This is a genomic window from Mycobacterium venezuelense, assembly GCF_054919535.1.
In genome coordinates this window covers 364,643-388,506 of sequence record NZ_JBONDW010000005.1, presented here as the reverse complement: position 1 = coordinate 388,506, position 23,864 = coordinate 364,643, and the positions used below count along the sequence as shown (strand labels likewise).

Annotated in this window: 26 protein-coding genes and 1 pseudogene; 13 read left to right on the top strand and 14 right to left on the bottom strand. The window is 66.0% G+C overall.

Annotation, left to right across the window (positions count from 1 at the left end; translation table 11 throughout):
- Positions 1-155 precede the first annotated feature (155 nt).
- The 3 genes from ACRCUN_RS11180 to ACRCUN_RS11170 form a co-directional block, all read right to left on the bottom strand.
- On the bottom strand, positions 156-1,211 hold the full coding sequence (locus ACRCUN_RS11180; protein ID WP_462141680.1) for an NAD-dependent epimerase/dehydratase family protein: 1,056 nt from the start codon (positions 1,209-1,211) through the stop codon (positions 156-158).
- A gap of 113 nt (positions 1,212-1,324) precedes the next feature.
- A complete protein-coding gene (gene katG, locus ACRCUN_RS11175) occupies positions 1,325-3,568 on the bottom strand; it encodes a catalase/peroxidase HPI (protein ID WP_462141679.1) in 2,244 nt (747 codons plus the stop codon).
- A 39-nt stretch (positions 3,569-3,607) separates the two neighbouring features.
- Entirely contained in the window at positions 3,608-4,048 is a 441-nt protein-coding gene (locus tag ACRCUN_RS11170) for a Fur family transcriptional regulator (protein ID WP_462141678.1), read from the bottom strand.
- A 271-nt stretch (positions 4,049-4,319) separates the two neighbouring features.
- On the opposite strand from ACRCUN_RS11170, the gene ACRCUN_RS11165 reads away from it, so the two are divergent.
- Positions 4,320-5,912: a threonine/serine exporter family protein gene (locus ACRCUN_RS11165; RefSeq protein WP_462141677.1), complete on the top strand. Its 1,593-nt coding sequence runs from the start codon at positions 4,320-4,322 to the stop codon at positions 5,910-5,912.
- Positions 5,913-6,190: 278 nt separating this feature from the next.
- Positions 6,191-7,156, top strand: a complete 966-nt coding sequence (locus ACRCUN_RS11160) for a helix-turn-helix domain-containing protein (RefSeq protein ID WP_462141676.1) — start codon at positions 6,191-6,193, stop codon at positions 7,154-7,156.
- A 35-nt stretch (positions 7,157-7,191) separates the two neighbouring features.
- Here the strand turns inward: ACRCUN_RS11160 and ACRCUN_RS11155 are convergent, their stop codons facing one another.
- Positions 7,192-7,677, bottom strand: a complete 486-nt coding sequence (locus ACRCUN_RS11155; protein ID WP_462141675.1) for a carboxymuconolactone decarboxylase family protein — start codon at positions 7,675-7,677, stop codon at positions 7,192-7,194.
- 106 nt (positions 7,678-7,783) lie between these two features.
- Here ACRCUN_RS11155 and ACRCUN_RS11150 point away from each other — a divergent pair, with 106 nt between their 5' ends.
- Together ACRCUN_RS11150 and ACRCUN_RS11145 are read left to right on the top strand one after the other, a co-directional pair.
- Positions 7,784-9,148 (top strand): NAD(P)/FAD-dependent oxidoreductase, encoded by a 1,365-nt coding sequence (locus tag ACRCUN_RS11150; RefSeq protein ID WP_462141674.1) that lies wholly within the window; start codon positions 7,784-7,786, stop codon positions 9,146-9,148.
- A 77-nt stretch (positions 9,149-9,225) separates the two neighbouring features.
- Positions 9,226-9,867, top strand: a complete 642-nt coding sequence (locus ACRCUN_RS11145) for a dihydrofolate reductase family protein (RefSeq protein WP_462141673.1) — start codon at positions 9,226-9,228, stop codon at positions 9,865-9,867.
- 16 nt (positions 9,868-9,883) lie between these two features.
- Here the strand turns inward: ACRCUN_RS11145 and ACRCUN_RS11140 are convergent, their stop codons facing one another.
- Positions 9,884-10,198 carry a cupin domain-containing protein gene (locus tag ACRCUN_RS11140; protein ID WP_462141712.1) on the bottom strand — a complete coding sequence of 105 codons (315 nt, stop codon included), beginning with the start codon at positions 10,196-10,198 and terminating at the stop codon, positions 9,884-9,886.
- Between the two features lie 97 nt (positions 10,199-10,295).
- Between ACRCUN_RS11140 and ACRCUN_RS11135 the strand changes: the two genes are divergently transcribed.
- Entirely contained in the window at positions 10,296-11,261 is a 966-nt protein-coding gene (locus tag ACRCUN_RS11135) for a GlxA family transcriptional regulator (protein WP_462141672.1), read from the top strand.
- A gap of 21 nt (positions 11,262-11,282) precedes the next feature.
- Here ACRCUN_RS11135 and ACRCUN_RS11130 read toward each other — a convergent pair whose 3' ends face one another.
- Positions 11,283-11,909, bottom strand: coding sequence for a winged helix-turn-helix transcriptional regulator (locus ACRCUN_RS11130; RefSeq protein WP_462141671.1), 627 nt, complete (start codon positions 11,907-11,909; stop codon positions 11,283-11,285).
- A gap of 80 nt (positions 11,910-11,989) precedes the next feature.
- Here ACRCUN_RS11130 and ACRCUN_RS11125 point away from each other — a divergent pair, with 80 nt between their 5' ends.
- Positions 11,990-12,889, top strand: coding sequence for an alpha/beta fold hydrolase (locus ACRCUN_RS11125; RefSeq protein WP_462141670.1), 900 nt, complete (start codon positions 11,990-11,992; stop codon positions 12,887-12,889).
- Between the two features lie 116 nt (positions 12,890-13,005).
- A complete protein-coding gene (locus tag ACRCUN_RS11120) occupies positions 13,006-13,404 on the top strand; it encodes a VOC family protein (protein ID WP_462141669.1) in 399 nt (132 codons plus the stop codon).
- Positions 13,405-13,427: 23 nt separating this feature from the next.
- Here ACRCUN_RS11120 and ACRCUN_RS11115 read toward each other — a convergent pair whose 3' ends face one another.
- Positions 13,428-14,138, bottom strand: a complete 711-nt coding sequence (locus tag ACRCUN_RS11115; protein WP_462141668.1) for a hypothetical protein — start codon at positions 14,136-14,138, stop codon at positions 13,428-13,430.
- Positions 14,139-14,299: 161 nt separating this feature from the next.
- On the opposite strand from ACRCUN_RS11115, the gene ACRCUN_RS11110 reads away from it, so the two are divergent.
- Complete coding sequence (locus tag ACRCUN_RS11110; RefSeq protein ID WP_462141667.1) at positions 14,300-15,079, top strand: MerR family transcriptional regulator; 780 nt, start codon at positions 14,300-14,302, stop codon at positions 15,077-15,079.
- A 17-nt stretch (positions 15,080-15,096) separates the two neighbouring features.
- A complete protein-coding gene (locus ACRCUN_RS11105; RefSeq protein ID WP_462141711.1) occupies positions 15,097-15,327 on the top strand; it encodes a F0F1 ATP synthase subunit C in 231 nt (76 codons plus the stop codon).
- A gap of 32 nt (positions 15,328-15,359) precedes the next feature.
- On the opposite strand, the gene ACRCUN_RS11100 is transcribed toward ACRCUN_RS11105, so the two are convergent.
- The 4 genes from ACRCUN_RS11100 to ACRCUN_RS11085 all read right to left on the bottom strand — a co-directional run bounded on the left by ACRCUN_RS11100 (position 15,360) and on the right by ACRCUN_RS11085 (position 18,474).
- Complete coding sequence (locus ACRCUN_RS11100) at positions 15,360-16,577, bottom strand: NAD(P)/FAD-dependent oxidoreductase (RefSeq protein ID WP_462141666.1); 1,218 nt, start codon at positions 16,575-16,577, stop codon at positions 15,360-15,362.
- Positions 16,578-16,597: 20 nt separating this feature from the next.
- Positions 16,598-17,290, bottom strand: a complete 693-nt coding sequence (locus ACRCUN_RS11095; RefSeq protein ID WP_462141665.1) for a GAF and ANTAR domain-containing protein — start codon at positions 17,288-17,290, stop codon at positions 16,598-16,600.
- Positions 17,291-17,360: 70 nt separating this feature from the next.
- Positions 17,361-18,083: a 1-acyl-sn-glycerol-3-phosphate acyltransferase gene (locus ACRCUN_RS11090; protein WP_462141710.1), complete on the bottom strand. Its 723-nt coding sequence runs from the start codon at positions 18,081-18,083 to the stop codon at positions 17,361-17,363.
- A gap of 163 nt (positions 18,084-18,246) precedes the next feature.
- Complete coding sequence (locus ACRCUN_RS11085; protein WP_462141664.1) at positions 18,247-18,474, bottom strand: hypothetical protein; 228 nt, start codon at positions 18,472-18,474, stop codon at positions 18,247-18,249.
- Positions 18,475-18,674: 200 nt separating this feature from the next.
- Here ACRCUN_RS11085 and ACRCUN_RS11080 point away from each other — a divergent pair, with 200 nt between their 5' ends.
- The 3 genes from ACRCUN_RS11080 (at position 18,675) to ACRCUN_RS11070 (ending at position 21,066) form a co-directional block, all read left to right on the top strand.
- Positions 18,675-19,268: a hypothetical protein gene (locus tag ACRCUN_RS11080; protein WP_462141663.1), complete on the top strand. Its 594-nt coding sequence runs from the start codon at positions 18,675-18,677 to the stop codon at positions 19,266-19,268.
- Between the two features lie 109 nt (positions 19,269-19,377).
- A complete protein-coding gene (locus ACRCUN_RS11075) occupies positions 19,378-20,247 on the top strand; it encodes an aminoglycoside phosphotransferase family protein (RefSeq protein ID WP_462141709.1) in 870 nt (289 codons plus the stop codon).
- Between the two features lie 36 nt (positions 20,248-20,283).
- Positions 20,284-21,066: a glutaminyl-peptide cyclotransferase gene (locus ACRCUN_RS11070; RefSeq protein ID WP_462141662.1), complete on the top strand. Its 783-nt coding sequence runs from the start codon at positions 20,284-20,286 to the stop codon at positions 21,064-21,066.
- Between the two features lie 75 nt (positions 21,067-21,141).
- On the opposite strand, the gene ACRCUN_RS11065 is transcribed toward ACRCUN_RS11070, so the two are convergent.
- On the bottom strand, positions 21,142-21,750 hold the full coding sequence (locus ACRCUN_RS11065; RefSeq protein ID WP_462141661.1) for a class I SAM-dependent methyltransferase: 609 nt from the start codon (positions 21,748-21,750) through the stop codon (positions 21,142-21,144).
- Between the two features lie 57 nt (positions 21,751-21,807).
- Positions 21,808-22,416: an FKBP-type peptidyl-prolyl cis-trans isomerase gene (locus ACRCUN_RS11060; protein ID WP_462141708.1), complete on the bottom strand. Its 609-nt coding sequence runs from the start codon at positions 22,414-22,416 to the stop codon at positions 21,808-21,810.
- Positions 22,417-22,719: 303 nt separating this feature from the next.
- Here ACRCUN_RS11060 and ACRCUN_RS11055 point away from each other — a divergent pair.
- A pseudogene (locus ACRCUN_RS11055) lies at positions 22,720-23,082 on the top strand (sensor domain-containing protein); the annotation flags it as partial.
- Positions 23,083-23,283: 201 nt separating this feature from the next.
- Here the strand turns inward: ACRCUN_RS11055 and ACRCUN_RS11050 are convergent.
- On the bottom strand, positions 23,284-23,862 hold the full coding sequence (locus tag ACRCUN_RS11050) for a dihydrofolate reductase family protein (protein ID WP_462141707.1): 579 nt from the start codon (positions 23,860-23,862) through the stop codon (positions 23,284-23,286).
- Between the last annotated feature and the right edge of the window lie 2 nt (positions 23,863-23,864).

The window sequence follows — 23,864 nt, the reverse complement described above, 5'->3', positions numbered from 1 at the left end:
TACCGCTTGATACACGTCCATGCCCGCCTCCCAAGGCTCCCCGTAGGCTGCCCGACGGTCCCGGGCCGCAGATTCAGCCTGAAGCCACGCCACGGATGGTGGACCCTTGAGTGTTCGTGGTCGATGAGGGCCACGGGCGCGAATGTCGGCCGCCGCTACAGCCGCGCGCGCTGCCCGACGCCGGTCGCCAACTCCTTGTACCGAAATCTGCCACCGGCTTTCGGATCGAGCGGAGGCGTGTCCATACCGCTCCCGTCACGAAGCCCCTCGAGGAACTCGCGAATGGCGTCGAGCGACGAAGTCGTCGGCGTCCAGTCGAGTTCGCGCTCAGCGCGTGCGGTGTCTATGATCGGCAGGCTCAGGGCGAGGTCGACGAGAGTAGGACTGGCCGGTACGAGGCGAAGGTTCCAGGCCGCGGCAACGGCCGCCCGGATCGGCTGCAACGGCAGTTTGACCGGCCGTGCGTCCAAGAGTTCGCCGAGCGTGCGGGCATCGAGCACTGGCCCGGCCGCGAGGTTGAATGCGCCGTGTACGGGACGCGCGAGCGCCAGGCGGTAGGCCTCCGCGGCGTCACGGGAATGCAGCGCCTGCAAGCGGAAGCCTGGCAAGTCGGGGACGACCGGCAACAGTGCCGGACGAATCAAGCTGGTGGGCAGCAACGGACCTCCGAACAACCGGCGCTGCTCGGTGGCCGCCTCGCGCTTGAAGATGAATCCCGGCCGCATGCGGACCACGCGGATATCGGCGTGCTCGCGCTCGAAGCTGTCGAGCACTCGTTCCAGGTACGACTTTTCGCGCCCGTACGCCGCAGTGGGCAGCGCATGGGTGGGCCACGACTCATCCACGCCGTGGTCGTCGGGGCCGGGGGAGTAGGCACCGACGGACGAGGCGTACACCAATACGGGGACGCCTGCCCGGGCGACCGCCTCGAACACGCGGATACTGCCGAGGACGTTGTTGCGCCACGTTGCGACCTCGTCGTGAGTCGGCTGGAAGATCCACGCCAGATGAACCACCGCGTCCGCACCCCGGAACTGGCCTTCGAGGTCGTCTCGAGAAACATCCGCTTGGATCCACGCCGTCTTCGGGGGCTGCCACGCAGGGCGACGACGAGCGATACCCACGATCGAGTCCACTTGATCGTCGGCTGCAAGAGCCTCGACCACGCTGCTGCCGACATTGCCGGTCGCACCGACCACCACTACTCGCATCTCGATCACGCTCCGTCGCCGCTGGATGGGGAGGGTGAGTACCCACTTCGTTGACCGATACGCGACAAAACGCGGCCGACACCGGGATGTCGGCCGCGTTGCCAGGGGCGTCGCTACTCGAGGTCGAAGCGGTCGTTGTTCATGACCTTGGTCCACGCCGCCACGAAGTCGGCGACGAACCGTTCGCCGGCATCCGATTGCGCGTACACCTCGGCGACGGCACGCAGCACCGAATGTGAGCCGAAGACAAGGTCATTGGCGGTCGCGGTCCACTTCGGCGCGCCCGAAACCCGGTCGAAGCCCTCGTAGACGTTCTCCGCGGTCTCCGACGCCTTCCACTCCGTGCCCATGTCGAGCAGGTTGACGAAGAAGTCGTTGGTCAAGACCCCGGGCCGATCGGTGAACACCCCGTGATTGCTGCCGCCGTGGTTGGCGCCGAGGGCACGAAGACCGCCGATGAGGACTGTCAACTGCGGACCGGTGACCCCCAGGAAGTACGCCCGCTCCAGCAGTAGCTGCTCGAGCGGCGCCTTCTCACCGGGCCGTACGTAGTTGCGGAAACCGTCGGCTCGCGGTTCGAGCACCGCGAAGGAGTCCACGTCGGTGTTCTCTTGGGTCGCGTCGGTGCGGCCCGGAGTGAACGGCACCGTGACGTCATGTCCTGCGTCTCTGGCGGCCTTCTCGACGGCGGCCGAGCCCGCGAGCACGATGAGATCGGCCAGGGAGATCTTCTTTCCGCCGGAGGCCGAGCTGTTGAAGTCCTGTTGGATCCGTTCCAGCACCGCCAGTACCTTCGCCAGCTCAGCAGGCTCGTTGACCTCCCAATTCTTCTGCGGCTCAAGGCGAAGCCGGGCCCCGTTCGCACCGCCACGTTTGTCGGTGTTGCGGTAGCTCGCCGCTGACGACCATGCGGTCTTCACCAGTTGGGGCACGGACAGACCCGCATCGAGCACCTTGGCCTTCAACGCCGCGACGTCTTGCTCGTCAACCAGCTCGTGGTCGACGGCCGGAACCGGGTCCTGCCACAGCTGAGGCTCGGGAATCCACGGACCCAGGTAACGCGATACCGGTCCCATGTCGCGGTGCAGCAGCTTGTACCAGGCTTTGGCGAACGCCTCGGACAGCTCTTCAGGGTGTTCGAGCCAGCGGCGCGTGATCTGGCCGTAGATCGGATCCACCCGCATCGATACGTCGGTGACGAGCATGGTCGGGGCACGGCCGGGCCCGTCGAACGGGTCGGGAATCGTGCCCGCGCCCGCACCATCCTTCGCGGTGAACTGCCAGGCACCGGCGGGGCTCTTCGTCAGCTCCCACTCATATCCGTACAGGGTTTCCAGGAAGCTGTTGTCCCACTTGGTCGGAGTGGGCGTCCAGACGACCTCCAGCCCGCTGGTGATCGCATCCTTGCCTTTACCGCTGCCATAGGAGCTCTTCCAGCCAAGCCCCTGTTGTTCGATGGGGGCCGCTTCGGGTTCGGGACCGACGAGGTCGGCATCTCCTGCGCCGTGGGTCTTGCCGAATGTGTGACCGCCGACGATCAGCGCTGCGGTCTCTTCGTCGTTCATCGCCATGCGGCCGAACGTCTCGCGGATGTCGTGGGCGGCCGCAAGGGGATCGGGCTCACCTTCCGGCCCCTCCGGGTTCACATAGATCAGACCCATGGTCGTCGCGCCATATGGCTCCGCGAGAGAGCGTTTGCCGCTCGAGTACCGCTTGTCGGTGCCCAGCCAGGTGTCCTCTTCGCCGAAGAGGATCTCCTCCGGCTCCCACACGTCTTCGCGGCCGAAGCCGAACCCGAACGTTTGGAAGCCCATCGACTCCAAGGCGACGTTGCCGGCGAAGACCAACAGGTCGGCCCACGAGATCTTGTTTCCGTATTTCTGCTTGACCGGCCACAGCAGGCGGCGTGCCTTATCGAGGCTCGCGTTGTCCGGCCAGCTGTTGAGTGGCGCGAACCGCTGCATACCCTGACCGCCGCCACCGCGGCCGTCGAAGATGCGATAGGTACCGGCCGCGTGCCAGCTCATCCGGATGAACAGGCCGCCGTAATGACCGTAGTCGGCCGGCCACCAATCCTGTGACTGCGTCATCAGGGCAATCAGATCGGCCTTGAGGGCGTCAACGTCAAGCTTGGCGAACTCTTTGGCGTAATCGAAGTCGTCGCCGAGTGGGTTCGATTGAGGTGCGTGCGGATGGAGCCGTGTCACGTCGATCTGATCGGGCCACCAGTCCTGGTTGGTCAGCGGAGCATGCGCCTTCGGCGTGGGCGAAGGGATCGCCGGGTTCTCGCTTTCGCTCGTGCTTGCGGTCTTGGTTTCCGGGGTCGGCGGGCGGCTGTCGGAGGTATCGGATGACACAGCAAAAATCCTTCCGGTGGTTGGTGCAGCGGGCTGCGATCAAGGGCCGGTCGCCGAACAGTCCCGGCACAGGCCCCAGTAGATGACTTCGGCCTCGTCGAGTACGAAGCCATCCAAGGCGTTGTCGTCGTTTGCGGGGGTCAGGCACGGCGCCTCTCCGACGGCGCAGTCGATGTCCGCGATGGACCCGCAACTTCGGCATACGACGTGGTGATGGTTGTCTCCGACGCGAGACTCATAGCGAGCGGTCGTCCCTGACGGCTGGATTCGCCGGATGAGCCCGGCCGAGGTCAATGCATGGAGGACGTCGTAGACGGCCTGACGCGACACCTTGGGCAGCGAGTCACGCACCGCCAGGAACAGGGTTTCGGTGTCGGCGTGCGGACGCGCGTGCACGGCCTCGAGCACAGCGACTCTGGGGCGCGTGACCCGCAGGTCGCTCGTCCGCAATTGAGCTTCGAACTCCGCCCTGGTGGGCATATCGCCAATAACACGCGCAGATTTGGACGCAGTCAAGTGTTTCTCGGAGATCGATTCGGCGACGTCGTGCGGAATGTGGCCAGCGGCTGTCCGCAGCCGACCGTTCGAGCGCGGCGTCATGGCCAGGCTGGTTACCCAATCTCGATCAAGTTATGCGCGGCCGCTGAAGTGTCGTCGAAAAATGTTGCACAACAACGCAATCGAAGCGGTTCTAGGTGATTGGGAGCGTGGCATACGAGATCGTGGCGAGCCCTCAGTATCGTGCTTGTCGATGGTGCAAGATTTATCGGGCGGTACCGCCCGCTTCCGTCGTGGTCTGCGGGTCGCGCTGCGCGGGCAGCGTGACCCGGCGCCCGTGGCCGGCCAGCGGAGCCGCAATTCGGCCGGGATGGGCGACCTTCACACCAGGAAGGTCCTCGACCTCACCATCCGGCTCGCCGAGGTCATGCTGTCATCGGGTTCGGGCACCGCGGACGTGGTCGCGACGGCCCAGGACGTGGCTCAGGCGTACCAGCTCACGGACTGCGTCGTCGACATCACCTTCACCACCATCATCGTGTCGGCATTGCCGACCGCCGACAGTCCACCGGTGACCATCATGCGGGCAGTGCGGACGCGGTCGACCGACTACACCCGCCTGGCCGAACTCGACCGTCTGGTCCGCGACATCACGACGGGTGGCGTCGCGGTCGAGCAGGCGCATGAAGCGATGGACGAGCTGACTGAGCGGCCCCATCCATACCCGCGTTGGCTGGCGACTGCCGGATGGGCGGGATTTGCGCTCGGTATCGCAATGCTCCTTGGCGGCAGCTGGCTGACGTGCCTCGTGGCCGCCGTGACATCGGCGGCCATCGACCGCGTTGGGCGGGTCCTCAACCGGATGGGTACGCCGTTCTTTTTCCAGAACGTGGTCGGCGCGGCTCTCGCGACGCTGGTGGCCGTTGCCGCGTATCTGTTCACCGGCGAGGGACTGACGGCGCTCGTCGCCACCGGGATCGTCATGCTGCTGTCGGGCCTGACGTTGGTGGGTTCGATGCAGGACGCCCTCACCGGACACATGATCACCGCCGTCGCGCGACTCAGCGACGCGGTGTTCATGACCGCGGGCATCGTCGTCGGCATCCTCGCCGGTTTGCAGATCGCGACGGTCGCAGGCATCCAGATACAGCTGCACGTCGACGCGACGGAAACCTTCGTGACGCCCCACCGGCCATTGCCAATCGTGCTCGCCGTCGTGGGGGCGGCTTTGGCCGGTGTATGTCTGACGATCGCCTGCTACGCGCCCCTGCGCTCGGTGATCCCCGCCGGGTTTGCCGCCGCGCTGGCCGAACTGGTGCTGATCGGCCTCGGCGCGGCGGGCTTCGGTCAGGTCGTCGCGACCGGTATTGCCGCGGTCGGGGTCGGTCTGCTGGCCACGCTGATCTCGATCCGCAGGCAAGCCCCTGCCCTCGTGACCTCGACTGCCGGCATCACGCCGATGCTGCCCGGTATGGCGGTGTTCCGAGCGGTGTTCTACTTCGCCGTGGACGACCGGTTCGACGACGGCCTGGCCCAGCTGCTGGCCGCAGCGGCGACTGCACTGGCTCTCGGCGCCGGGGTCGTGATGGGTGAGCTGCTCGGCTCGCCGCTGCGTTACGGTGCCGGGCGGATCGGTGACTTCTTCCGGATCGAGGGACCGCCGGGTCTGCGCCGGGCGGTGGGCCGAGTGGTGCGGCTGCGGCCCACCGAGGGTCCGCAGCCGACGGGCATCGCCAGACCCCGGTCACGAAGCGTCGCACTGGAGCCCGCACCGGATGAGGAGCCGGATACCGCAAGTGCCTCCGACCCGCCGCAAGACTCCCCGGGGCACGACGACGGTCAGTAGCGGTCTGCGACTAGCGAACATGTCGGACGACAGTTCCGGTCGTGTGGTCGGCCCGCTTGCGCGATGCGCGCGCCGATGACTGCGGTGCCGGTTGGACGCCGTGCGCGATGCCGTTGGCCGCATGGACGCCGCCGGCGATGGCGGCAATAAGCCGGAAGCCGCGTCGTTGGCGCAATCGGTTCCAGCGGGATGTGGGTCGATAAAACATGTCTCGATCGTCGCGCGGCGCGGTGGCACTCGACAGTGGCACTAGAGCCGATATTCACTAAGATAGTGACATGCACTCGGTGGCGATCCTCGCCTACGACGGGATGTCCGGCTTCGAATCCGGCCTGGCAGCCGAGATCTTCGGCATCACCGACCTGTCCGACAGGTTCTCGGCCGAGATCCCGCGGCCCTGGTACTCGGTCAAGCTGTGCGCCGAAACGCCGGAGGTGCGGATGCTCGGCGGCGCCGCGGTGCGGGCCGCGTATGGTCTGGCCGACTTGGCTGGCGCCGACACCGTGATCATCCCGAGCGTTCGGGACGTCACCGAGCCGATGTCGCCGGCCTTGATCGACGCGATCCGGTCGGCACACGACCGAGGCGCGCGGCTGGTGTCCATCTGTTCGGGCGCATTCGCACTGGCGGCCGCCGGTGTACTCGACGGGCGACACGCCACCACACACTGGATCTATGTGGACCTGCTTCAGCAGCGTTATCCCGAGATCGAGGTCGATCCAGCTCCGCTTTATGTCGACGGTGGCGGCGTACTCACGAGCGCGGGGTGTGCGGCCGGACTCGATCTGTGTCTGCACATCGTCCGGTCGGATCACGGTGTCCGCATCGCCAACGACATCGCCCGGCGATTGGTGATCTCGCCGCACCGGGCCGGCGGACAAGCTCAGTACATCGACAGTCCGGTGCCCGAGCCCGCGGCCGACGGGCGGATCGCCGCGAGCATGGAGTGGGCGTTGAGCAACTTGGACTCGCCAATCACATTGGACGACTTGGCTTCCCAATCAGCGCTGTCGCGGCGCACGTACCTGCGTCAGTTCGCGAAGGCAACGGGTACCACGCCGATCAAGTGGCTCATCGAGCAGCGCATCCAGGCGAGTCTTGCGCTCCTGGAATCGTCTTCGCTGTCGATCGAGCAGATCGCCACGCGCGTTGGCTTCGAGTCCGCGGTGACGTACCGCCACCACTTCGTCCGTCAGTTGCACACCACGCCGAGCGACTACCGCAACTGCTTCGCCGGGGCCTAGGCCGCGCTGTCGCGCGGCCGTGGCCGGCAAGTCGGTTACCGCGACATGCTCGCCAGCATCCCGGCCTCGTACGAGCCGGCGGGCGTGCGAACTATCACGTTCATCCGATTGGCGGCGTTGATGAGACCGATCTGGCAGATCAGCGCGGCGAGTTGATCGTCGTCGTAGTGCTTGCGCACCTCAGACCAGGTTTCGTCGCTCACGCCGTCAGAAGCATCGGCGATGCGGGTGGCCTCTTCGGTCAGCGCGAGCGCGGCCCGCTCGGCCTCGGTGAACACCGTGGCTTCCCGCCAGACGGCCACAAGATGTAGCCGGACAGCGCTCTCACCTGCCGCCGTCGCCTCTTTGGTGTGCATGTCGGTACACATGGCGCAACCGTTGATCTGACTGGCCCGAAGGCTCACCAACTCCCGTATGGCCTTGGGCAACCCGGATTGGTCGAGCACCAGTGCGGCACCGTGAAATCGCTTGGTGAACTGGGCGGCAACACCGGTGGCCAATAAGTTGAGCCGAGCATCCATGGTTTTCTCCTTCTGTCGTGGGATCGACGACCATGAGATGCCGCCGGATGCGGCGCTGTGACAGCGTGGCGGCGTGACGTGCGCCACGCGTACTAGCCTCGTATCGATGAGCAACGGACGCATGAAGGTGCTGATCATCGGTGGGGGATTCGGCGGTCTGTTCTGCGCCCGCCGACTGGGCGGTGTCGACGTCGACGTGACGCTGCTCGATCGGGCGGCAGGGCACTTGTTTCAGCCCCTGCTGTACCAGTGCGCAACGGGAACCCTGAGCATCGGACATATCAGCCGTCCGCTTCGCGAGGAGTTCGCACGGCTGCGCAACGTGAGAACTCTGCTCGGCGAGGCGGTCGACCTCGACCCCCAGTCGCGCACGGTCACCGCACGGCGGCCCGATGAAACGACTTTCACTCTCGACTACGACGTGCTCGTCATCGCCGCCGGAATGCAGCAGTCCTACTTCAACAACGCCCATTTCGCGGAGTGGGCGCCGGGTATGAAAACCCTTGACGACGCACTGAGCATCCGCCAGCGGTTGTTCACCGCCTTCGAGATCGCCGAGACGCTGCCGCCCGGACCCGAGCGTGACGCCTGGCTCACTTTCGTGGTCGCCGGTGGCGGCCCGACCGGGGTCGAGTTGGCCGGACAGATCCGCGAAATGGCGACTCGGACCTTGGCCAACGAATTTCACAGTATCGAGCCCGAGGAAGCCCGGGTGTTGTTGTGCGACGGCGGGGAACGCGTCCTGAAGAGCTTCGCGCCGGACCTGGCGGAAAAGGCGACCCGCACCCTGCAGAAACTCGGCGTGGAAATGCGCATGGGTGTGCATGTGACCGACGTGCGACGGGACGGGGTGACTGTTTCTCCGAAGGCGGGCGGACCTGACGAGATTCACGCAGCGCGAACCGTCCTGTGGACGGCCGGAGTCGAGGCGGTGCCGTTCGCCAGGCACATCGCCAAGGTGTTGGAAGCCAAGTCGGACCGCTCGGGTCGCATCGAGGTCGACCCGGACCTGTCGGTACCCGGACACCCGGAGATCTTCGTGGTCGGTGATCTGGTGGGGCGCGACAAACTGCCGGGGGTCGCCGAAAACGCCATGCAGGGCGGGCTGCATGTCGCCGCCTGCATCCGGCGCGAACTCGAGGGCAAGCCGCGGCGGCCGTATCGCTACCGTGATCTCGGATCGGCCGCTTACATCAGCCGGGGTAACGCACTGCTGCAGGTCGGGCCCGTACGGGTGTCAGGTTTCGCCGGGTGGCTGGCGTGGGGCTTCATTCACATCGCGTTCCTCACGGGCCTGCGCAATCGCGTCAGTACCGTCGTCACCTGGTTGGCCACGATCGCGCGGGCCAGCCGGTACCACCGGGCGTTCATGCTCGGCAGCGATACGACGCCCGAGCAGCGCTACACCTGGTCGGCGTGGGACGCGCCAACCCCACGCCCCGAGACTCAGCCTGGTCCCGGCGCCGGCTAGGCAGGCTCCGGAACGTGCGATGAGTTTCGGCGGGCTGCACGGTCTATTTGTCGTTGCCGACCAATCAGGAGGAATGCGTGGCCCAGTTGCTCAGAGTCCAGAACTTCAACGTCTCGCGGGACGGTTTCGGTGCCGGCCTCAACCAGAGTTTCGAGCGTCCCTTCGGGGATGCGGACCCGGGTGAGATGTTCGCCTGGGCAGGCGCGACGGCGAGCTGGCCGAACCGCACCGACCCCGGCGGAAGCCGCGGCATCGACGACTATTTCACGCGGGACTTCGCCCACAACATCGGAGCAGAGATCATGGGCCGCAACAAGTTCAGCCCATACCGCGGACCTTGGCGTGACCATGACTGGCAGGGCTGGTGGGGTGACGAGCCGCCGTTCCGTACCCCGGTATTCGTCATGACCCATCACGAGCGCCCGTCGTTCACGCTGTCCGACACGACATTCCACTTCGTCAGCGGTGATCCGGCCAGCGTTCTCGAACGGGCAAGGGAGGCCGCGCAGGGCAAGGATGTGCGGCTCGGCGGCGGAGCCACCACCATCCGGCAATTTCTCGACGCCGACCTCGTCGACTCGCTTCATGTGGCGGTGTCGCAGGTCGACATCGGCGCCGGGTCGCGGCTGTGGGAGTCACCCGACGACTTGAACGACCGGTTCCACCACGACGTGGTGCCGAGCCCGAGCGGCGTGACTCATCACCTGTTCTGGCGGTGACGGCGCCCGGCCGGTGTCAGCCCTGCGGATAGAAGACGAATAGCGTACAGCCGGTTACTGTTTGGGGTATGTGCCACGAGCCCGCGGGCGCGTGGATGAACGACCCTTCGGGGTAATCGCGCAAGCCGTCGTTGAATGTTCCCGAAACGACATAGACCTCTTCCGGGCCGGGCTCGTGAACGTCTTTGCCGACCCAGCTTGCACCGGGATCCATCTCGACGACGTGCGCCGACGCGCCGTGCTCGCCCGCCCACAGCGAGCGCAATCGGATTCCCGGGAACAGCTCGCGCACATCCGCATCGGATACCGAGGCCCAGACATAACCCGGCATGTCCGGGCCGTTGTTCGTCACTGTCACACCTCGATATTCGTCTGGACCGCAGGTGACGACCAGTGTCTGAAAAGACACTAACCGGTACTATCTGGCCATGGTTGATCGCCGGGAGCACCACGTGGCGGCGTTGGTGAAGCCGCCGCAGGGACCGTTCGAGCTTGCTTGCGTGACAGAGGTTTTCGGCGCGCAGCGGGATGCGGACCCGGTTCGGTACCGGCTCACCGTGTGTACCGAGAGGCCGGGGGAGGTGGCGACGTCGGCGGGTTTCGGCATGACGGTTTCAACCGGGCTGGCTGCTCTCGACAGCGCCGACACGATCGTCATTGCCGGATGGCGGCCGGTCGACGCGCCGCTGTCCGCGGCAGTGCACCGTGCGCTCACAAGGGCGCACCGGCGCGGTGCTCGGATCGCGACGATCTGCACCGGAGCATTCGCTCTTGCGCAAACCGGTCTGCTCGATGAGCGGCCGGCAACCACCCACTGGGCCAAGGCGGCCGAGCTACAGACGCGCTTTCCGCGCGTCCGGGTAGATCCGGATGTGCTGTACGTCGACGACGGGGATATCGCGACAAGCGCCGGTGCCGGTGCCGGTATCGACCTGTGCCTTCATCTGGTCCGGAAGGACCACGGGGCGGCATACGCGGCGCACGTCGCCCGCCACCTGGTGATGCCGCCACACCGGGAGGGGGGACAGGCTCAATACGCGGCCCCGCCCGCCACGGTGGTTCCGCCGCCGTCCCTTGCCGAACTCCTGGATTGGGTGAGCGGGCGGCTCGACGAACCAATCACCCTGGAGGACATGGCGAATCATCTGCACATGTCGTCCCGAACGCTGACTCGTCGGTTTGTCGAGCAACTCGGCACCAGTCCGGGGCAATGGATGCTCACCCAACGAATCAATGCCGCGCGTGCGTTGTTGGAGGAGACCGACCTGCCGGTCGACGCGATCGCAACCCGGGTCGGTCTGTCGTCGGCAACCAATCTGCGGCGCCGCTTCCAATCCGCACTGCACACGACCCCGGGCGCGTATCGGCGCGCCTTCAGGCGCCACCGACAGTGAGGACGGTGCGGGCCGAAACTGTTAGGCCGCGAAGACGGTGCGAACGACCGACTCGTCACCGTAGACCTCGACAAGTCCGAGGGCGCGGGCGTCGCTGAGGGTAATGGCGCCGGCGGCGAGACCGAGGACGGAGCCTGGGTCGGCGCGGACGGTCGCGACGAGGTCGTGGCCGTCATGCGGGAGAACCTCGAACCCGGAGCGCGTCGCTCGGAGTTGGAGGAGCGGGTCCCCGATGTCGAGACCGACGGTCGCAGAGTGGCGGACCTTGACTCGGGTGTCGAGTAGGGCGGGGACGGCGAGGGCGAGCCACTCGGGGCGGAAGGAATCGTCTCCGGGGCCACCGACCATGAGTGGGATGGACCAGCGGATCAAGCTCTCGATCGGCTGACGTAGCTCGGAACCCCACGTTGTGAGGACGTATTCGACCGTGCTGCCCTCGCCGGCCAGTCGCCGTTCGACCACGCCCGATGCCTCGAGGTCGCGGAGACGGTCGGCAAGCAGGTTGGTCGCGATACCGGGAAGACCGTCGATCAGATCGCGGTAGCGGGCGGGGGCGATGAGGAGCTGGCGGACGATGAGCAGAGTCCACCGGTCGCCAATGACCTCAAGAGCGCGGGCGAGCCCGCAGTATTGGCCGTAACTACGCATCGCGTCTCCTGGTACTTGAGTTTCTCAAGTATATATGAGAAGTTCAAGCTGTTCAGTTGGGCGAACCGCGAGAGGGCGTCATGACCGACACCAAGAGAAGCGCGCGACCCGCGTGGGTCGATGACGGCCTGTTCCCGTTCGAGAGTCGCTTCGTCGAAATCGACGGCCACAGCGTGCACTACGTCGATGAAGGATCGGGACCCGTTCTGCTTCTGCTGCACGGCAATCCGACATGGTCGTTTCTCTGGCGCGACGTGATCTCCGCCCTTCGGGATGAATTCCGGTGTATCGCATTGGACTACCCGGGTTTCGGGCTGTCCACGCCGAGGCCCGGTTACCGCTACTTGCCCGAGGAACACGCCGAGGCGGTCATCGGATTCGTCGACGCCCTCGGTCTCCGTGGAGCCACTTTGGTCGGGCAGGACTGGGGCGGGATGATTGGTCTGGCCACCGCACAGCGGCGGCCCGGTGTCTTCGATCGGCTTGTCCTCGCGAACACCTGGGCTTGGCCGGTCAACGGTATCGCGCACTTCGAGGCCTTCTCGCGCATCCTCGGCGGCCTCCCGGCCCGTTTCCTCGTCCGGCGGCTCAACCTCCTTGTCAACGCTTTCATCCCCACCGGCCACCGAAGGCGCAAGCCGACCAGGGATGAGATGACCCATTACCGCAGGGCGCTGGACACTGCCGAGCGGCGACAGGCCTCGGCTGTGCTCCCCGGCCGGGTCCTCGCCAGCAAGAGGTTCTTCGCCGAGGTGGAGGCCGGTCTTCCCGGACTTGCCCATCTGCCGACACTGATCGTGTGGGGAGACGCGGACATTGCCTTCCGCCGTGAGGAGCGCGAGGGTCTGGAAGCTGCATTCCCTGAGCACGAGACCGTCATCATCGAGGGCGCCGGCACCTATGTGGAGTCCGACGCGCCGGAGGAGTTCGTCGCCGCGATCCGCGACTGGGCAGCGATGCGGCGCGGGAACGCCAGATAATTCGTCCCGAATCGAGTAGCCGACTACTCATGCTCGGCGACGTGTGCGGTAGCTACGTTCTAGTCGTCACGTTGCCACGTTTCGAGGTGAGAGGGCGGCCCATCATGCCTCGCGACATGAGCGCAATGCCAGACCTCATGGGAATCTCACACATTGATCTGACGGTGTCCGACTGCGATCGCTCGGCGGACTGGTGGCAGGACGTGTTCGGGTTCGTTCTCGTAAATCGCACGCAATCCGACAGCTTCGAGACCCGATCGCTCGTGCACCCGTCGGGGGTCGCGATAACCGTACTGACCCACGACGTCACCGGGACTGCCGGTGCGTTCAACGAGCGTCGAACAGGGCTTGACCACTTGGCATTTCGGGTGTCGGACATCGATGAGCTGCGGCGGTGGGTGGCTCATCTCGAGGAGAAGAATGTGGTTCATAGCGGGATCATCGACGTCGGCTATGGACCGACCATCGTCATTCGCGATCCCGACAACGTGCAGCTCGAGTTGTACGTCCACTGAAGGCCTGGCGGCCGTGGGCGAGACTACGTGACGACAGAGAAGGGCAAGGTTGCGTTGCCGATCTGATTGAGCGGTTCAGGCGTGACCGCGATCGCCTCGATGCCACCGTCACCCGCGGTCATCGATGCGTCGAACGCAATCCGGTACCGCATGGTGATCGTCTTCCCTTTCGGCAACTCTTGGACATTCGAATACCCGGCCAGAAAATCCATGCCGGTGCCCGCAGTCGCGTGCGTGACCGGAACCCAGGCCGCAGCGGCTTCGTCGAAACGCTCAACGGAGCCCTTGGGAATCGACAGGGGACCGGGTGCACAGCTGCAGTGACTGAGCACCAGCACCACGCCGGCCCGGGGGTAGGAAACAGCCGAGTCGTTGCACAAGCGCACCTCGACTTCGGTCGGTGGGCCGCCGGCAGTCACCGTGCGCGACGGAATACCGTTCAGCGTCAACGAGATTCTGCCCACTTCCGGGACCGTTCCGTATGGCTCGACACTCGGCACCGGCGCGGTCGACGGATTGATATCGCAGCCGGCCGCGGGTGCGGGCGGCGATGTCGGCGCCGCCGGAGTACTCGGACTCACCGGCGTGACGGCACTCGCGGGCGCTGCACTCATCGGGGAAGCGGCGGTCGGCCCGGTATCCGGCGTGGTGGCCGAACAGCCGGCGAGATTTGTCGCCGTAATGAGGGCTGTCGAAACCAGAGCGACTCTGGCCCGGCGCGTCGTCGTGGTCATCGAGTACTCCTGGTGCGCGTGGGTTGTGCGCGGCCTCGGGGCCGCCCGTGTACCAAGTGAATCGCGTTGCGACCGCTACCGATCCCAATTCGCGCGATCAGTGCCGATGCTGCCACCGAGAGCTTGACATTGACGCCGCGTCAGCTTTTAGCGTGGTTTCCATGAGTTGGTCGATCCAGCAGGTGGCCCGGATGTCGTCGGTGTCGTCGCGGACGCTGCGGTATTACCACCAGATCGGACTGTTGGTGCCGGCACGAATCGGCACCAACGGATACCGGTACTACGAGCGGGAACAGCTACTTCGGCTACAACAGATTCTGCTGTTGCGCCATCTCGGCCTCGATCTCGCCACCATCGGTGCGGTCGTCGATGCCGAGGATGATCCGGTTGTCGCATTGCGTCGCCACCATCAACGCCTCCTGGAACAACGCGGCGAGATCGACCGGCTGGCGGCCACAGTCGCAGCCACCATCAAACATCTCGAGGAAGGAACAGACATGCCTGCCGAACGCTTCTTCGATGGGTTCGAGATCACCCCGGAGTACATAGCAGAGCTCGAAGCACGCCGGATCGAACACACCGGCGACCGGAACCAGCCCGAACTCGCCGAAGTGAAGCGCAACATCGGCGAGTGGACATCGGCAGACTTCGAAACCTTCAATCGTGAAGGAGTGCAAGTCGAACAGCGCATGGTCGAACTGCTACGCGCCGGTGTCGCGGCGAACGATCCACGCACCTTCGCGGTGCTCGACGATGACCTTGCGCTGCAACGCAAGTTGTGGTCCCCGACGAAGGCCGGCTACATCGCACTTGCGGAAGCGCTCGATGAACCATCGGAACTTCGCACCCACTACGAGGCGCAGGATGCCCGATTACCCGAATACCTGCGGGACGCGATGCTGGCCTACGCCGAAACCCACCTAGACGCGGAGGGCAACTGATGGCGACTGAAGAACTCATGGGCAACGCACTGCTGGCCGGGGCCATCACTCTGGCCGGCGGCGCGATCGGCGCCGGCATCGGTGACGGCATCGCGGGATCTCAGTTCATTGCCGGTGTCGCACGGCAACCGGAGGCGCAATCACGGCTTTTCACACCGTTTCTCATCACCGTCGGGCTCGTCGAAGCCACGTTCTTCATCAACGTCGCGTTCATGGCGCTGTTCGTCTTCGCCACTCCGGGCGGGTAACGGCGACGTGCCGCGTCTCACTGACGAATCAGCTATCGCCCACGCGCCGGCCGGGACTGCAGTTCCGGTGCGGCAGCAGCCAACAACGCTTGCCGGTCGCCGGACAACGGCGGGTAGATCCGTGCAGTGTTGATCTTCGTCTTGGTTGCCTTGGCTTCCGAGCCGGTCGCCACCACCTGACGGTCCCAACCCTCGGTGTAGACCGCCCCGGCCGGGCCGAGATCCAATACCGTGACGTACCACGGGATCCGCAGGGCAAGCATCGGCTCGCCCACGAGGTCGCTGATCACGTTGTAACCGGCGTATCGCCCCATCGGCCTGCTGTGCTGGCACGACATCACCGACATGTGCTCGTCGTCCATCATCGCCGCGGCTACGTCGCCGGCGGCGAAGACACCGGCGACACCCTCGACCCGTAGGTAGTCATCGACCGGCACCCGGCCGAGACGATCCAATGTCACCGGGAATTGCGCGGTCAACGGGTTGGCGCGCATACCCGCACACCACACCACGGTCGCCGCAGCCACCACTTCCCCAGACGACAGGGTCACGGAGTCCGCATCGACCGCGGCAACACCGACACCGGTTCGCGTTTCAACCCCGTTGTCGGACAAGGCAACCTCGATGACCGGACGCGCGTGAGCACCCATGTCCGAGCCGACGAGCGGGTTGCGGTCGACGAGCAGAACGCGGGGCTCCACCGCGCCGGCGAACGCGGCCGACAATCGCCCCGGCAGCTCACATGCGGTCTCGATGCCCGTCAACCCCGCACCGACCACCACCGCGGTGGCGACGCCCGGTCGTAACGGTTCAGCCGCCAAGTCGGCCAGGTGAGCGGCGAGCCTGGTCGCACCGGCGAAAGTGTCGACATCGAACGCGAAATCCCGCAGCCCCGGCACACCTGACCGGACCACCTGACTGCCGGCCGCCAAGACGAGCCGGTCATAGCCGTAAGTCACTGCCTGACCGGCATTTTGCGCCGTGACGGTACGGGCGTGAGGATCGATCGCGGTGACCTCGGCTACGACGTGTCCAACCCCGACCGGGTCGAGCACGGCGGACAGCGGGATTCGGCACTCGCACAGATCAGCTTCGTAATTGCGAACCCTGATGTCATGGAATGGCCGGTCGGTGAGCACCGTGATCTCGATAGCCTCAGCGCGTCGGCCGAGTTCGTCAACTCGTCGAGCCGCACCGAGCGCCGCCCACAATCCGGCGAAGCCCGACCCGACGATCAGTACGTGGGTCATCTGAAGGTTCGCCGGTCGGGTCAGCTGTCACTGCGGCTGTCGATGACCTGCTTGGCGACGTCGACGAGCTTGACGTTGCTCGACTGGGATAGCTGGCGCAGCATGTCGAACGCGCGGACGGCGTCCACGTTGTAGCGCTCCATGATCATGCCCTTGGCTTGGCCGATGAGGTCGCGGCTGCTGAGCGCCGACTGCAGTTGCTCGCCATGTCTGCCGGCCACGATCGCTGCTGCGGCGTGCGCCGCCAGCACCGAGCCGATGGCTTCCGATTCTGCGTCGAACGCCCGCGGCTCACTGGAGAAGATGTTCAATGCGCCGGCGGTGCGCCGCTGCGTGGTGTACAGCATGAAGGACAACGAGCTGCGGATGCCAAGTTCCACGATCTTCGGCGTATAGGCCGGCCAGCGCTGCTCCTGCTCGAAGTCGTCGGTCCGCACGATCAAGTCCTCCACGGCTGCTTGAACGCACGGACCCTGACCGGTGGAGATCTGGATGTGGTCCAGTTCGTACATGAGATCGTCGGTCGGCGCGAGCGTCTCGTACTTGCCCCCGGCGCCGAGTAACAGCATCCCCGCGTACTGAGCGCCGGGCACCAAGTCCAGAACCGCCTTGGTGGTGGTCCGCAAAACGTCCTCGAGGGTGGCCGGCGCCGCGACATCGCGCGCCAGTTCCGCCATGCGCGCGGCGAGGTCGTGATTTGACGCAGATGTCATGCGCTCACTGTCTCACGAAGCGTTCGGGCGAAGCCGCCGATTGCCGTGGCGACCCGGAGCCGGAGAACCGTCACCCCAGCACGGGAAGGCGCCGTTCGGCAGAGAGCCGATCGAGGGCGTCCTGCATCACGGCCCGCACGTGCCGGTCGACTTCGTCGATGTCCGGCGCTGGCCCGAACTGCCCTTCGATGTCGATCGGTTCCAGCACTTCGGCCACGATCTTGGCCGGTAACGGGAGGTTGGGCGGTATCAGCACAGTCAGACCGAACGGCAGGCCGACGCTGACGGGAAGAATCTCCATTCGAATGCGTTTGAGACCGAGCCGGCGAGCGAGCCGATGTCCGCGGCTCAGGAACAGTTGGGTCTCCTGCGCGCCGATGGACACGGCGGGAACGATCGGAACACCAGCCTCGATAGCGGTTCGGACATAGCCGGTCCGGCCGTTGAAGTCGATGGTGTTGGCCTCGAAGGTGGGCCGATAGGAGTCGTAATCGCCGCCGGGAAATACGAGGACCACCGCGCCGGCACCGAGCGCCGCCGCCGCGTTCTCCGGGCTGGCCTCGATGACGCCGAGCCGATTCATCACCCAGGACATCGGACCCATCAGGACGCCGTAGTGCGCCAGTGTGTGCAACGGTCGGTCGTAGCCGAACCGGTCATAGAAGACCGGGGCGTAGATGAGGACATCGGGCGTCATCATTCCGCCCGAGTGATTGCTCACGAGCAACGCGGGCCCATCGGCGGGTATCCGGTCGATTCCGCGGACTTCTGGCCGATACCAGCACCGCACCATCGGTCGCAGCCACGCTGTCACCTGCCGGATGAAACTTGGGTCCCACTTCGCACGTTCTGGGGTGCTCACCGGTGCCCGCCCTTCGTTGGGTGCACATCCGATGGTGCGTCATCGGTCGGTGCCCGGGCGGGCGATTCACGCTATTCGCGGCCGGATCGGACGCTCAGGTGAACGGCAGGAAATCTCCGTTGACCCACACGCCCCAGTGCCCACCAGCGGGCAGCTGCGCCCAGACCATGGGGTGGCCCTGCCAGGACTCGGCCGGCTTCTTCGGGGCCCACGGCGGAGGAACCGGGTCGGCGCTCGCGGTGGCGGTGCCCAGGCCGATGGCCGTCACAGCGAGCGCACCCGCGGCCGCAACCGTTGCCAATGCCGCCTTGGTCAAAAACATCAGTGCCCACCTCGGTGCTCGGATACTCAATCGAATAGTGAAAGCTTAGCCAATCGAAACGATCTGTAGGCACGTCGGCCCAGACAAATCCGTCGCGTGGTCAGACCCGGTCGATCTGTGCGACGATGCCACTACGCTCGGCTCGCTGGGTGTTTCCCGATGGGATACCAGCGGGCGTGACAGAGAGGACCGCCGAATTCATGGCCGAAAGGCAGCGCGCCACCTTGTCCGTCAGCGCAGCGAAGTTTGCGATCGCAGGGGTCGCCGTCGCCGGTGCGGTGCTGGCTGCGGCGGTTCCGGCGACCGCGGAGCCCGCGCCACCCGTGCCTCCACCGTCGGACCCGGCCGCTGCCGCACCCGGCCAACCAGTGGTGCTGCCGCCCGACGGAGCGGTACCGCCACCTGCGCCGCCACCCGCCGGTCCACCACCGGTACCCGCGATGGCCAATCCGGTTTACGGCTCCGGCCAATACGGATCCGGCCCGCTCGGGACGCTGAGGGACCTGTGGCACCAGGCGCAAAACCCGTACGACCTGCAAGGGCCCACCGGGCCCGCCGCGCCGCCTCCACCGGGAGCCGGTCCGCCGCCGCCGCTGCCGCCCGGCTATGTGTCGATGAATGCGCCCGGCTCGGAAACCCCGGTCACCGCACCTGACCCCAACGCCGGTCCAGGCGCTGAAGGGCCGCCGCTGCCACCCGGTTACCACTCGCTCGACGGGCCGCCACCGCCTGGGTACGAATACAACACGCCGGGTGCACCGGCGCCCGCACCGCCACCGCCGCCGGCTCCGTAACCGAACACGGCGGCGACGGCCGTCGCCGCGAGATATTGGCTTGCCGTTCGGCTGGTGGGCTCAGCAAGGTGGGGCGGTGCAGTTCCACGCCGACCAGTTGCCCCTGACCATGGCGACGGTGCGTTCGTTGGTCGATGAGCAGTTCCCCGCATGGCGCGGACTGCGTATCGTCCCGGTCGCCCAAACCGGCACGGTCAATGCGATCTACCGGATCGGCGACGGTCTCGCGGCGCGGTTCTTGCTGCAACGCGAAAACACCGAAGCGGCACGGGAACTGGTGCGCGCCGAAGCGCAGGCAGCAGCAGACCTGTTCGGACGAACCAGATTCGCGACACCTGCCCCTGTCGCAGTGGGTGAGCCTGGGCACGGATATCCGATGCCCTGGTCGGTGCAGACCTGGGTCTCGGGTGTCGACGCCATGGATCGGGATCCCGCGACCTCGGCTGGCTTTGCGGCCGATCTTGCGGAGTTCGTCGCCGGCGTACGCAGTATCGGTACCAGCGGCAGGCGATTCAGTGGCCACGGTCGAGGGGGAGAGCTGAAAGACCACGATGCCTGGATGCACACGTGTTTGGAGCGCAGCTCAGGACTGTTCGACGTGGGCGTATTGCGGCGATTGTGGGAGGAAATGCGTGAGCTGCCGCGCGGCCCGGACGCCGACATGATGAGCCACGGTGATCTGATCCCGGGCAATTTGGTGGTCTCGGTCGACCATCGCCTCGCGGGCGTACTGGATGTCGGCGGCCTGGCGCCCGCAGACCCGGCACTCGATTTGGTGAGTGGTTGGCATCTGTTGGAAGACGGCCCGCGCAGCATCTTCCGTGAACGCCTCGCGTGCGACGAACTCGTCTGGCAGCGCGGTCGCGCCTGGGCGTTCCAGCAAGCGATGGGGCTGGCGTGGTACTACGCCACATCGCATCCACCACTGAGCTGGGTGGGACGCCGGACACTGCGGCGTATCACCGCAGCCCGTGCCTGATGTGCCAATGCGCACACGACCGTATAGAACCGAGTGATGTGGCTTTACGGAGTGCTCAAGGGAATGTCGGCGACAGTTGTCTTTGCTACGGCTGCTTCGGTGGCGCCGCCGTATGCGGCTGCCGACACCGTGCCGGTCATCACGCCGAAAGTCATCGGCACCGTGCCGCACGACCCCGCCGCTTACAGCGAAGGCCTCGAGTTCGACGGACCCGCCCTGTACGAGGCCACCGGTGAGGTCGCGAAATCACAGCTGCGCCAAGTTGATCCGGAGACCGGCCGCGTGATTCGGTCGGCCGACCTGCCGCCCGAGTACTTCGGCGAAGGGATTGCCGTGGTCGGCGACCGCATCTGGCAGCTGACGTATCAGGACGGTGTTGCGATCGAATGGGACAAGGCGACTCTCAAGCCGATACGCGAGGTCCCCGTGGAGGTAGGAGGGTGGGGGCTGTGTTTTGACGGTTCCCGCCTGATCACCAGCAACGGCAGCGACCGCCTGTCGTTTCACGATCCCGCGAGCTTCGCCGAGACCGGAGGCGTCACCGTGACGCGAGACGGCCAGCCGGTCAGCGGGCTCAACGAGCTCGACTGCACCGACGGCCAGGTGTGGGCCGCGGCGTGGCCCGACGACCAATTCGTCCGTATCGACCCCGCTTCCGGCGCGGTGAATCTCGCCATGGACGTCTCCGGACTGTGGGATTCCGGCGAACGCACACCCCGGCAGGTGGTCAGCGGTATCGCCCACATCGCCGGCCAAGACTTCCTCATCAGCGGCAAGGACTGGCCGCAGAGCTACAGGGTTCGCATCGACGCCGGCTGAATCCCGTCACCGGCAATGGCTTGAACGACGTCTGCTGGTCGGTGTTCGACTGCTGAGCGCGCTCGGGGAGCAGCGTCAGAAGGCCGGGCGAAGGATCGCGACGAGGAAATCGGCGTCGTCGGTGAACGGGCGCACGTCCCAGGTGGACAGCAGCAGGTCGGGGGTGAACCCGGCCTGCGCTGCGTCGTCGAGAAACTGGTCGAACGCGTACTCGCGACCGGCACCGAACCCGATCACGGCGCGTCCGTCGCCACATAGATGAGCGCGCAGACGGGTCAGCACCTGGACGCGCGTACTCGGCGCGAGGAACGTCATGACATTGCCCGCCGACAGAATGACGTCGAACGGTTCAGCGATGCCGCGCGCGGGCAGGTCGAGCTCGGCGAGGTCGCCGACGAGCCAGCGCGGACCCGGATGGTCTTGTTCGGCCGCTTCGATGAGCGCCGGGTCGACGTCGACGCCGACGACCTCGTGACCGGCTTCGAACAGATATCCGCCGAGCCTGCCGGGGCCGCACCCGGCGTCCAGGATGCGCGCTCGCCGAGGCGCGATCGCATCGATGAGGCGCGCCTCACCTGCCAAATCCTCACCGGCACGGGCCAGCGAACGGAAGCGTTCGACATACCACTGCGAATGGCCGGGATCGGCCTCGACCTTTCGCATCCAGATGCTCTGCTCGACCATGCCTGCATTGTCCCAGTGGCGGCCCGGACGAAGCCGATCAGGCGCTTGGCAACCGGTTCAGGAAGCGCCGAGGATCTTGATCGCGAAGATGAGGGAGTCACCCTTCTGGATTCCCGCGGCGGGTTGGCCCTCGGGGTAGCCGTCGGCAGAGGTCATCGCGACAGCCACGGTCGACCCGACATTCTGTCCGGCGATGGCCTTCTGGAAACCGGGAACGACTCCATCGAGCGGGAACTCGACCGGGGCGCCGCGTTCGTAGCTGCTGTCGAACACCGACCCATCACGTCCGTTGACGCCCATGTAGCAGACCGACACCGTGGCGGTATCGGCAACGACCGGACCGGAGCCGGCTTGCAGTGTGTGCACCTGGGTCTCCGCCACGCTGAATGGTCCCTCGACCTTGACATTCGGCGCTGTCGAGTCGGTGGACCCCGTGACTGCGATGCTGCCGGTGGCCCCCGGGAGGGTCCACTCCGGTGCCACGCCGCTGTCGGGCGCTGTCGTCGGGCATGTGCTCGCGGCGGCAGGCGTTTCGGTGACGGTCGACGTCGCGACGTTGGCGACCGATGGGGTGCTCGCCGATGGGGTAGCCGGATCGGATCCGCATGCGGCGAGCGTCATGACGATCGCGGCGGTGCCGCCCAGGAGCGCGACCGAGGATGACACACGAGAAGAATTCACGGTCGCCACGCTACAGCCGCATCACACTGTCCCTGTCGCTAGGCCTCGGTGGTATGGACAGCCCTACCGAATAATCGCGGGCGCACCGGATCGGACAAAGCCGCAGACGCCTAACGTCGACGACGTGATCGCCGCCCCCGCAGCACCGCCCGCACGCGTCGGCTCCATCCGTCAGCTCGGCCTCGACACGGCGTACGTCCTCGTCGGTTTCCCACTCGCCACAGCAAGTTTGTCGTCGCCGTCATCGGCGTCTCCGCCGGGCTGGGCACACTGGTCATCGTCGTCGGCGTGCCCATCCTCGCCGCGACCCTGTTGGCCGCACGCCTCTTCGCGGATCTGGAACGGTTACGCCTTCCGGCCGTCCTGCACCGCCCGGCACGCAGGCCGGCCTACCGTACTTCCCAACCCGGCGCCGGAATCTGGAAAAGGATCGTCAACCCGCTTCGCCAGACGCAGTCCTGGCTCGACCTCGTCCGCTGCGTCGTTCACTTTCCGGTCGCTGTCTTCACCTTCAGCATCGTCGTCGCCTGGTGGGCGGCCATCCCACGCGGTCCGGACAATCACTCGTTGGCCGAACTGATCGGACTCGGCGACAGCGCCTTCGCTTGGATCGGGCTGCAGACCGCGATCGGCCTGCTTTGCCTGCTCACGTTGCCCGCTGTGGTTCGCGGTTACGCGCTCATTTCGGCAGCGTTCAGCCGCGCCCTGTTGGCGAGTCTGGCTGAGATGCGCGAGACGATAACCGTGCTGGCCGACCAGAAGGCGGCCGCGGTCTCGGCCGAGGCGACCGCGCTGCGGCGGCTGGAACGCGATATCCACGAGTTCGAGGTGACCCAGGTGGTCGGCGGCAGTTCACGCATGGAGGGTGGGTCGGTAGGTCAGCTCTTGGATGTGGCCGTCGAGGGTTCGGCTCTCGATCAGCTCGAGGTCGAAATCGGGCGCACCCTCAAAGATCGGATTCAATCCGGTCTTTGCGGTGATCACCGGGAACAATGTCACCTGGACGCGGTCGACAAGGCCCGCGGCCATCAGCGCCCGGTTCATCGACAGGCTGCCGTGCGATCGCAGCGGTACCTCGGACGCCTCCTTGAGTCGGGCGACGACGTCGACGGCGTTGCCGCTGACGACCGTCGCATCCGGCCAGTCGAGCGGTTCCTTGAGGGTGGTAGACACCACCGTCGTCGGCGTGTTTCGCATTCGCGTCACCCACGGGTCGCGCACGTCAGAGTACTCGCTGCTCGAAGCAACCATCTGCGCGAATACGCGATACGTGTTGGCGCCCAACACCATTCGGGCCGGCTCGCTGTAGAGGGAAAGGCGGCGGTCGAGCAGTTCGGGGCCCTGCTTGCCCCAGTAACCGGTCCAGTCGCCGCCCGCGGCGCCATAGCCGTCGAGGCTGGAGAACACGTCGTAGGTGTAGGTGGCCGTCATGG

Bases quoted from the DNA above. Each gene is read 5' to 3' on its own strand.
- ACRCUN_RS11075 (WP_462141709.1), top strand. From the start codon at position 19,378: ATGGCGACGGTGCGTTCGTTGGTCGATGAGCAGTTCCCCGCATGGCGC.
- ACRCUN_RS11100 (WP_462141666.1), bottom strand. From the start codon at position 16,577: ATGACCCACGTACTGATCGTCGGGTCGGGCTTCGCCGGATTGTGGGCG.
- ACRCUN_RS11095 (WP_462141665.1), bottom strand. From the start codon at position 17,290: ATGACATCTGCGTCAAATCACGACCTCGCCGCGCGCATGGCGGAACTG.
- ACRCUN_RS11130 (WP_462141671.1), bottom strand. From the start codon at position 11,909: ATGCGTAGTTACGGCCAATACTGCGGGCTCGCCCGCGCTCTTGAGGTC.
- ACRCUN_RS11085 (WP_462141664.1), bottom strand. From the start codon at position 18,474: ATGTTTTTGACCAAGGCGGCATTGGCAACGGTTGCGGCCGCGGGTGCG.
- ACRCUN_RS11070 (WP_462141662.1), top strand. From the start codon at position 20,284: ATGTGGCTTTACGGAGTGCTCAAGGGAATGTCGGCGACAGTTGTCTTT.
- ACRCUN_RS11150 (WP_462141674.1), top strand. From the start codon at position 7,784: ATGAGCAACGGACGCATGAAGGTGCTGATCATCGGTGGGGGATTCGGC.
- ACRCUN_RS11050 (WP_462141707.1), bottom strand. From the start codon at position 23,862: ATGACGGCCACCTACACCTACGACGTGTTCTCCAGCCTCGACGGCTAT.
- ACRCUN_RS11160 (WP_462141676.1), top strand. From the start codon at position 6,191: ATGCACTCGGTGGCGATCCTCGCCTACGACGGGATGTCCGGCTTCGAA.
- ACRCUN_RS11165 (WP_462141677.1), top strand. From the start codon at position 4,320: ATGGTGCAAGATTTATCGGGCGGTACCGCCCGCTTCCGTCGTGGTCTG.
- ACRCUN_RS11110 (WP_462141667.1), top strand. From the start codon at position 14,300: ATGAGTTGGTCGATCCAGCAGGTGGCCCGGATGTCGTCGGTGTCGTCG.
- ACRCUN_RS11120 (WP_462141669.1), top strand. From the start codon at position 13,006: ATGAGCGCAATGCCAGACCTCATGGGAATCTCACACATTGATCTGACG.
- ACRCUN_RS11135 (WP_462141672.1), top strand. From the start codon at position 10,296: ATGGTTGATCGCCGGGAGCACCACGTGGCGGCGTTGGTGAAGCCGCCG.
- ACRCUN_RS11080 (WP_462141663.1), top strand. From the start codon at position 18,675: ATGGCCGAAAGGCAGCGCGCCACCTTGTCCGTCAGCGCAGCGAAGTTT.
- ACRCUN_RS11115 (WP_462141668.1), bottom strand. From the start codon at position 14,138: ATGACCACGACGACGCGCCGGGCCAGAGTCGCTCTGGTTTCGACAGCC.
- ACRCUN_RS11125 (WP_462141670.1), top strand. From the start codon at position 11,990: ATGACCGACACCAAGAGAAGCGCGCGACCCGCGTGGGTCGATGACGGC.
- ACRCUN_RS11065 (WP_462141661.1), bottom strand. From the start codon at position 21,750: ATGGTCGAGCAGAGCATCTGGATGCGAAAGGTCGAGGCCGATCCCGGC.
- ACRCUN_RS11180 (WP_462141680.1), bottom strand. From the start codon at position 1,211: ATGCGAGTAGTGGTGGTCGGTGCGACCGGCAATGTCGGCAGCAGCGTG.
- ACRCUN_RS11105 (WP_462141711.1), top strand. From the start codon at position 15,097: ATGGGCAACGCACTGCTGGCCGGGGCCATCACTCTGGCCGGCGGCGCG.
- ACRCUN_RS11090 (WP_462141710.1), bottom strand. From the start codon at position 18,083: ATGGTGCGGTGCTGGTATCGGCCAGAAGTCCGCGGAATCGACCGGATA.
- ACRCUN_RS11170 (WP_462141678.1), bottom strand. From the start codon at position 4,048: ATGCCCACCAGGGCGGAGTTCGAAGCTCAATTGCGGACGAGCGACCTG.
- ACRCUN_RS11140 (WP_462141712.1), bottom strand. From the start codon at position 10,198: ATGCCGGGTTATGTCTGGGCCTCGGTATCCGATGCGGATGTGCGCGAG.
- ACRCUN_RS11155 (WP_462141675.1), bottom strand. From the start codon at position 7,677: ATGGATGCTCGGCTCAACTTATTGGCCACCGGTGTTGCCGCCCAGTTC.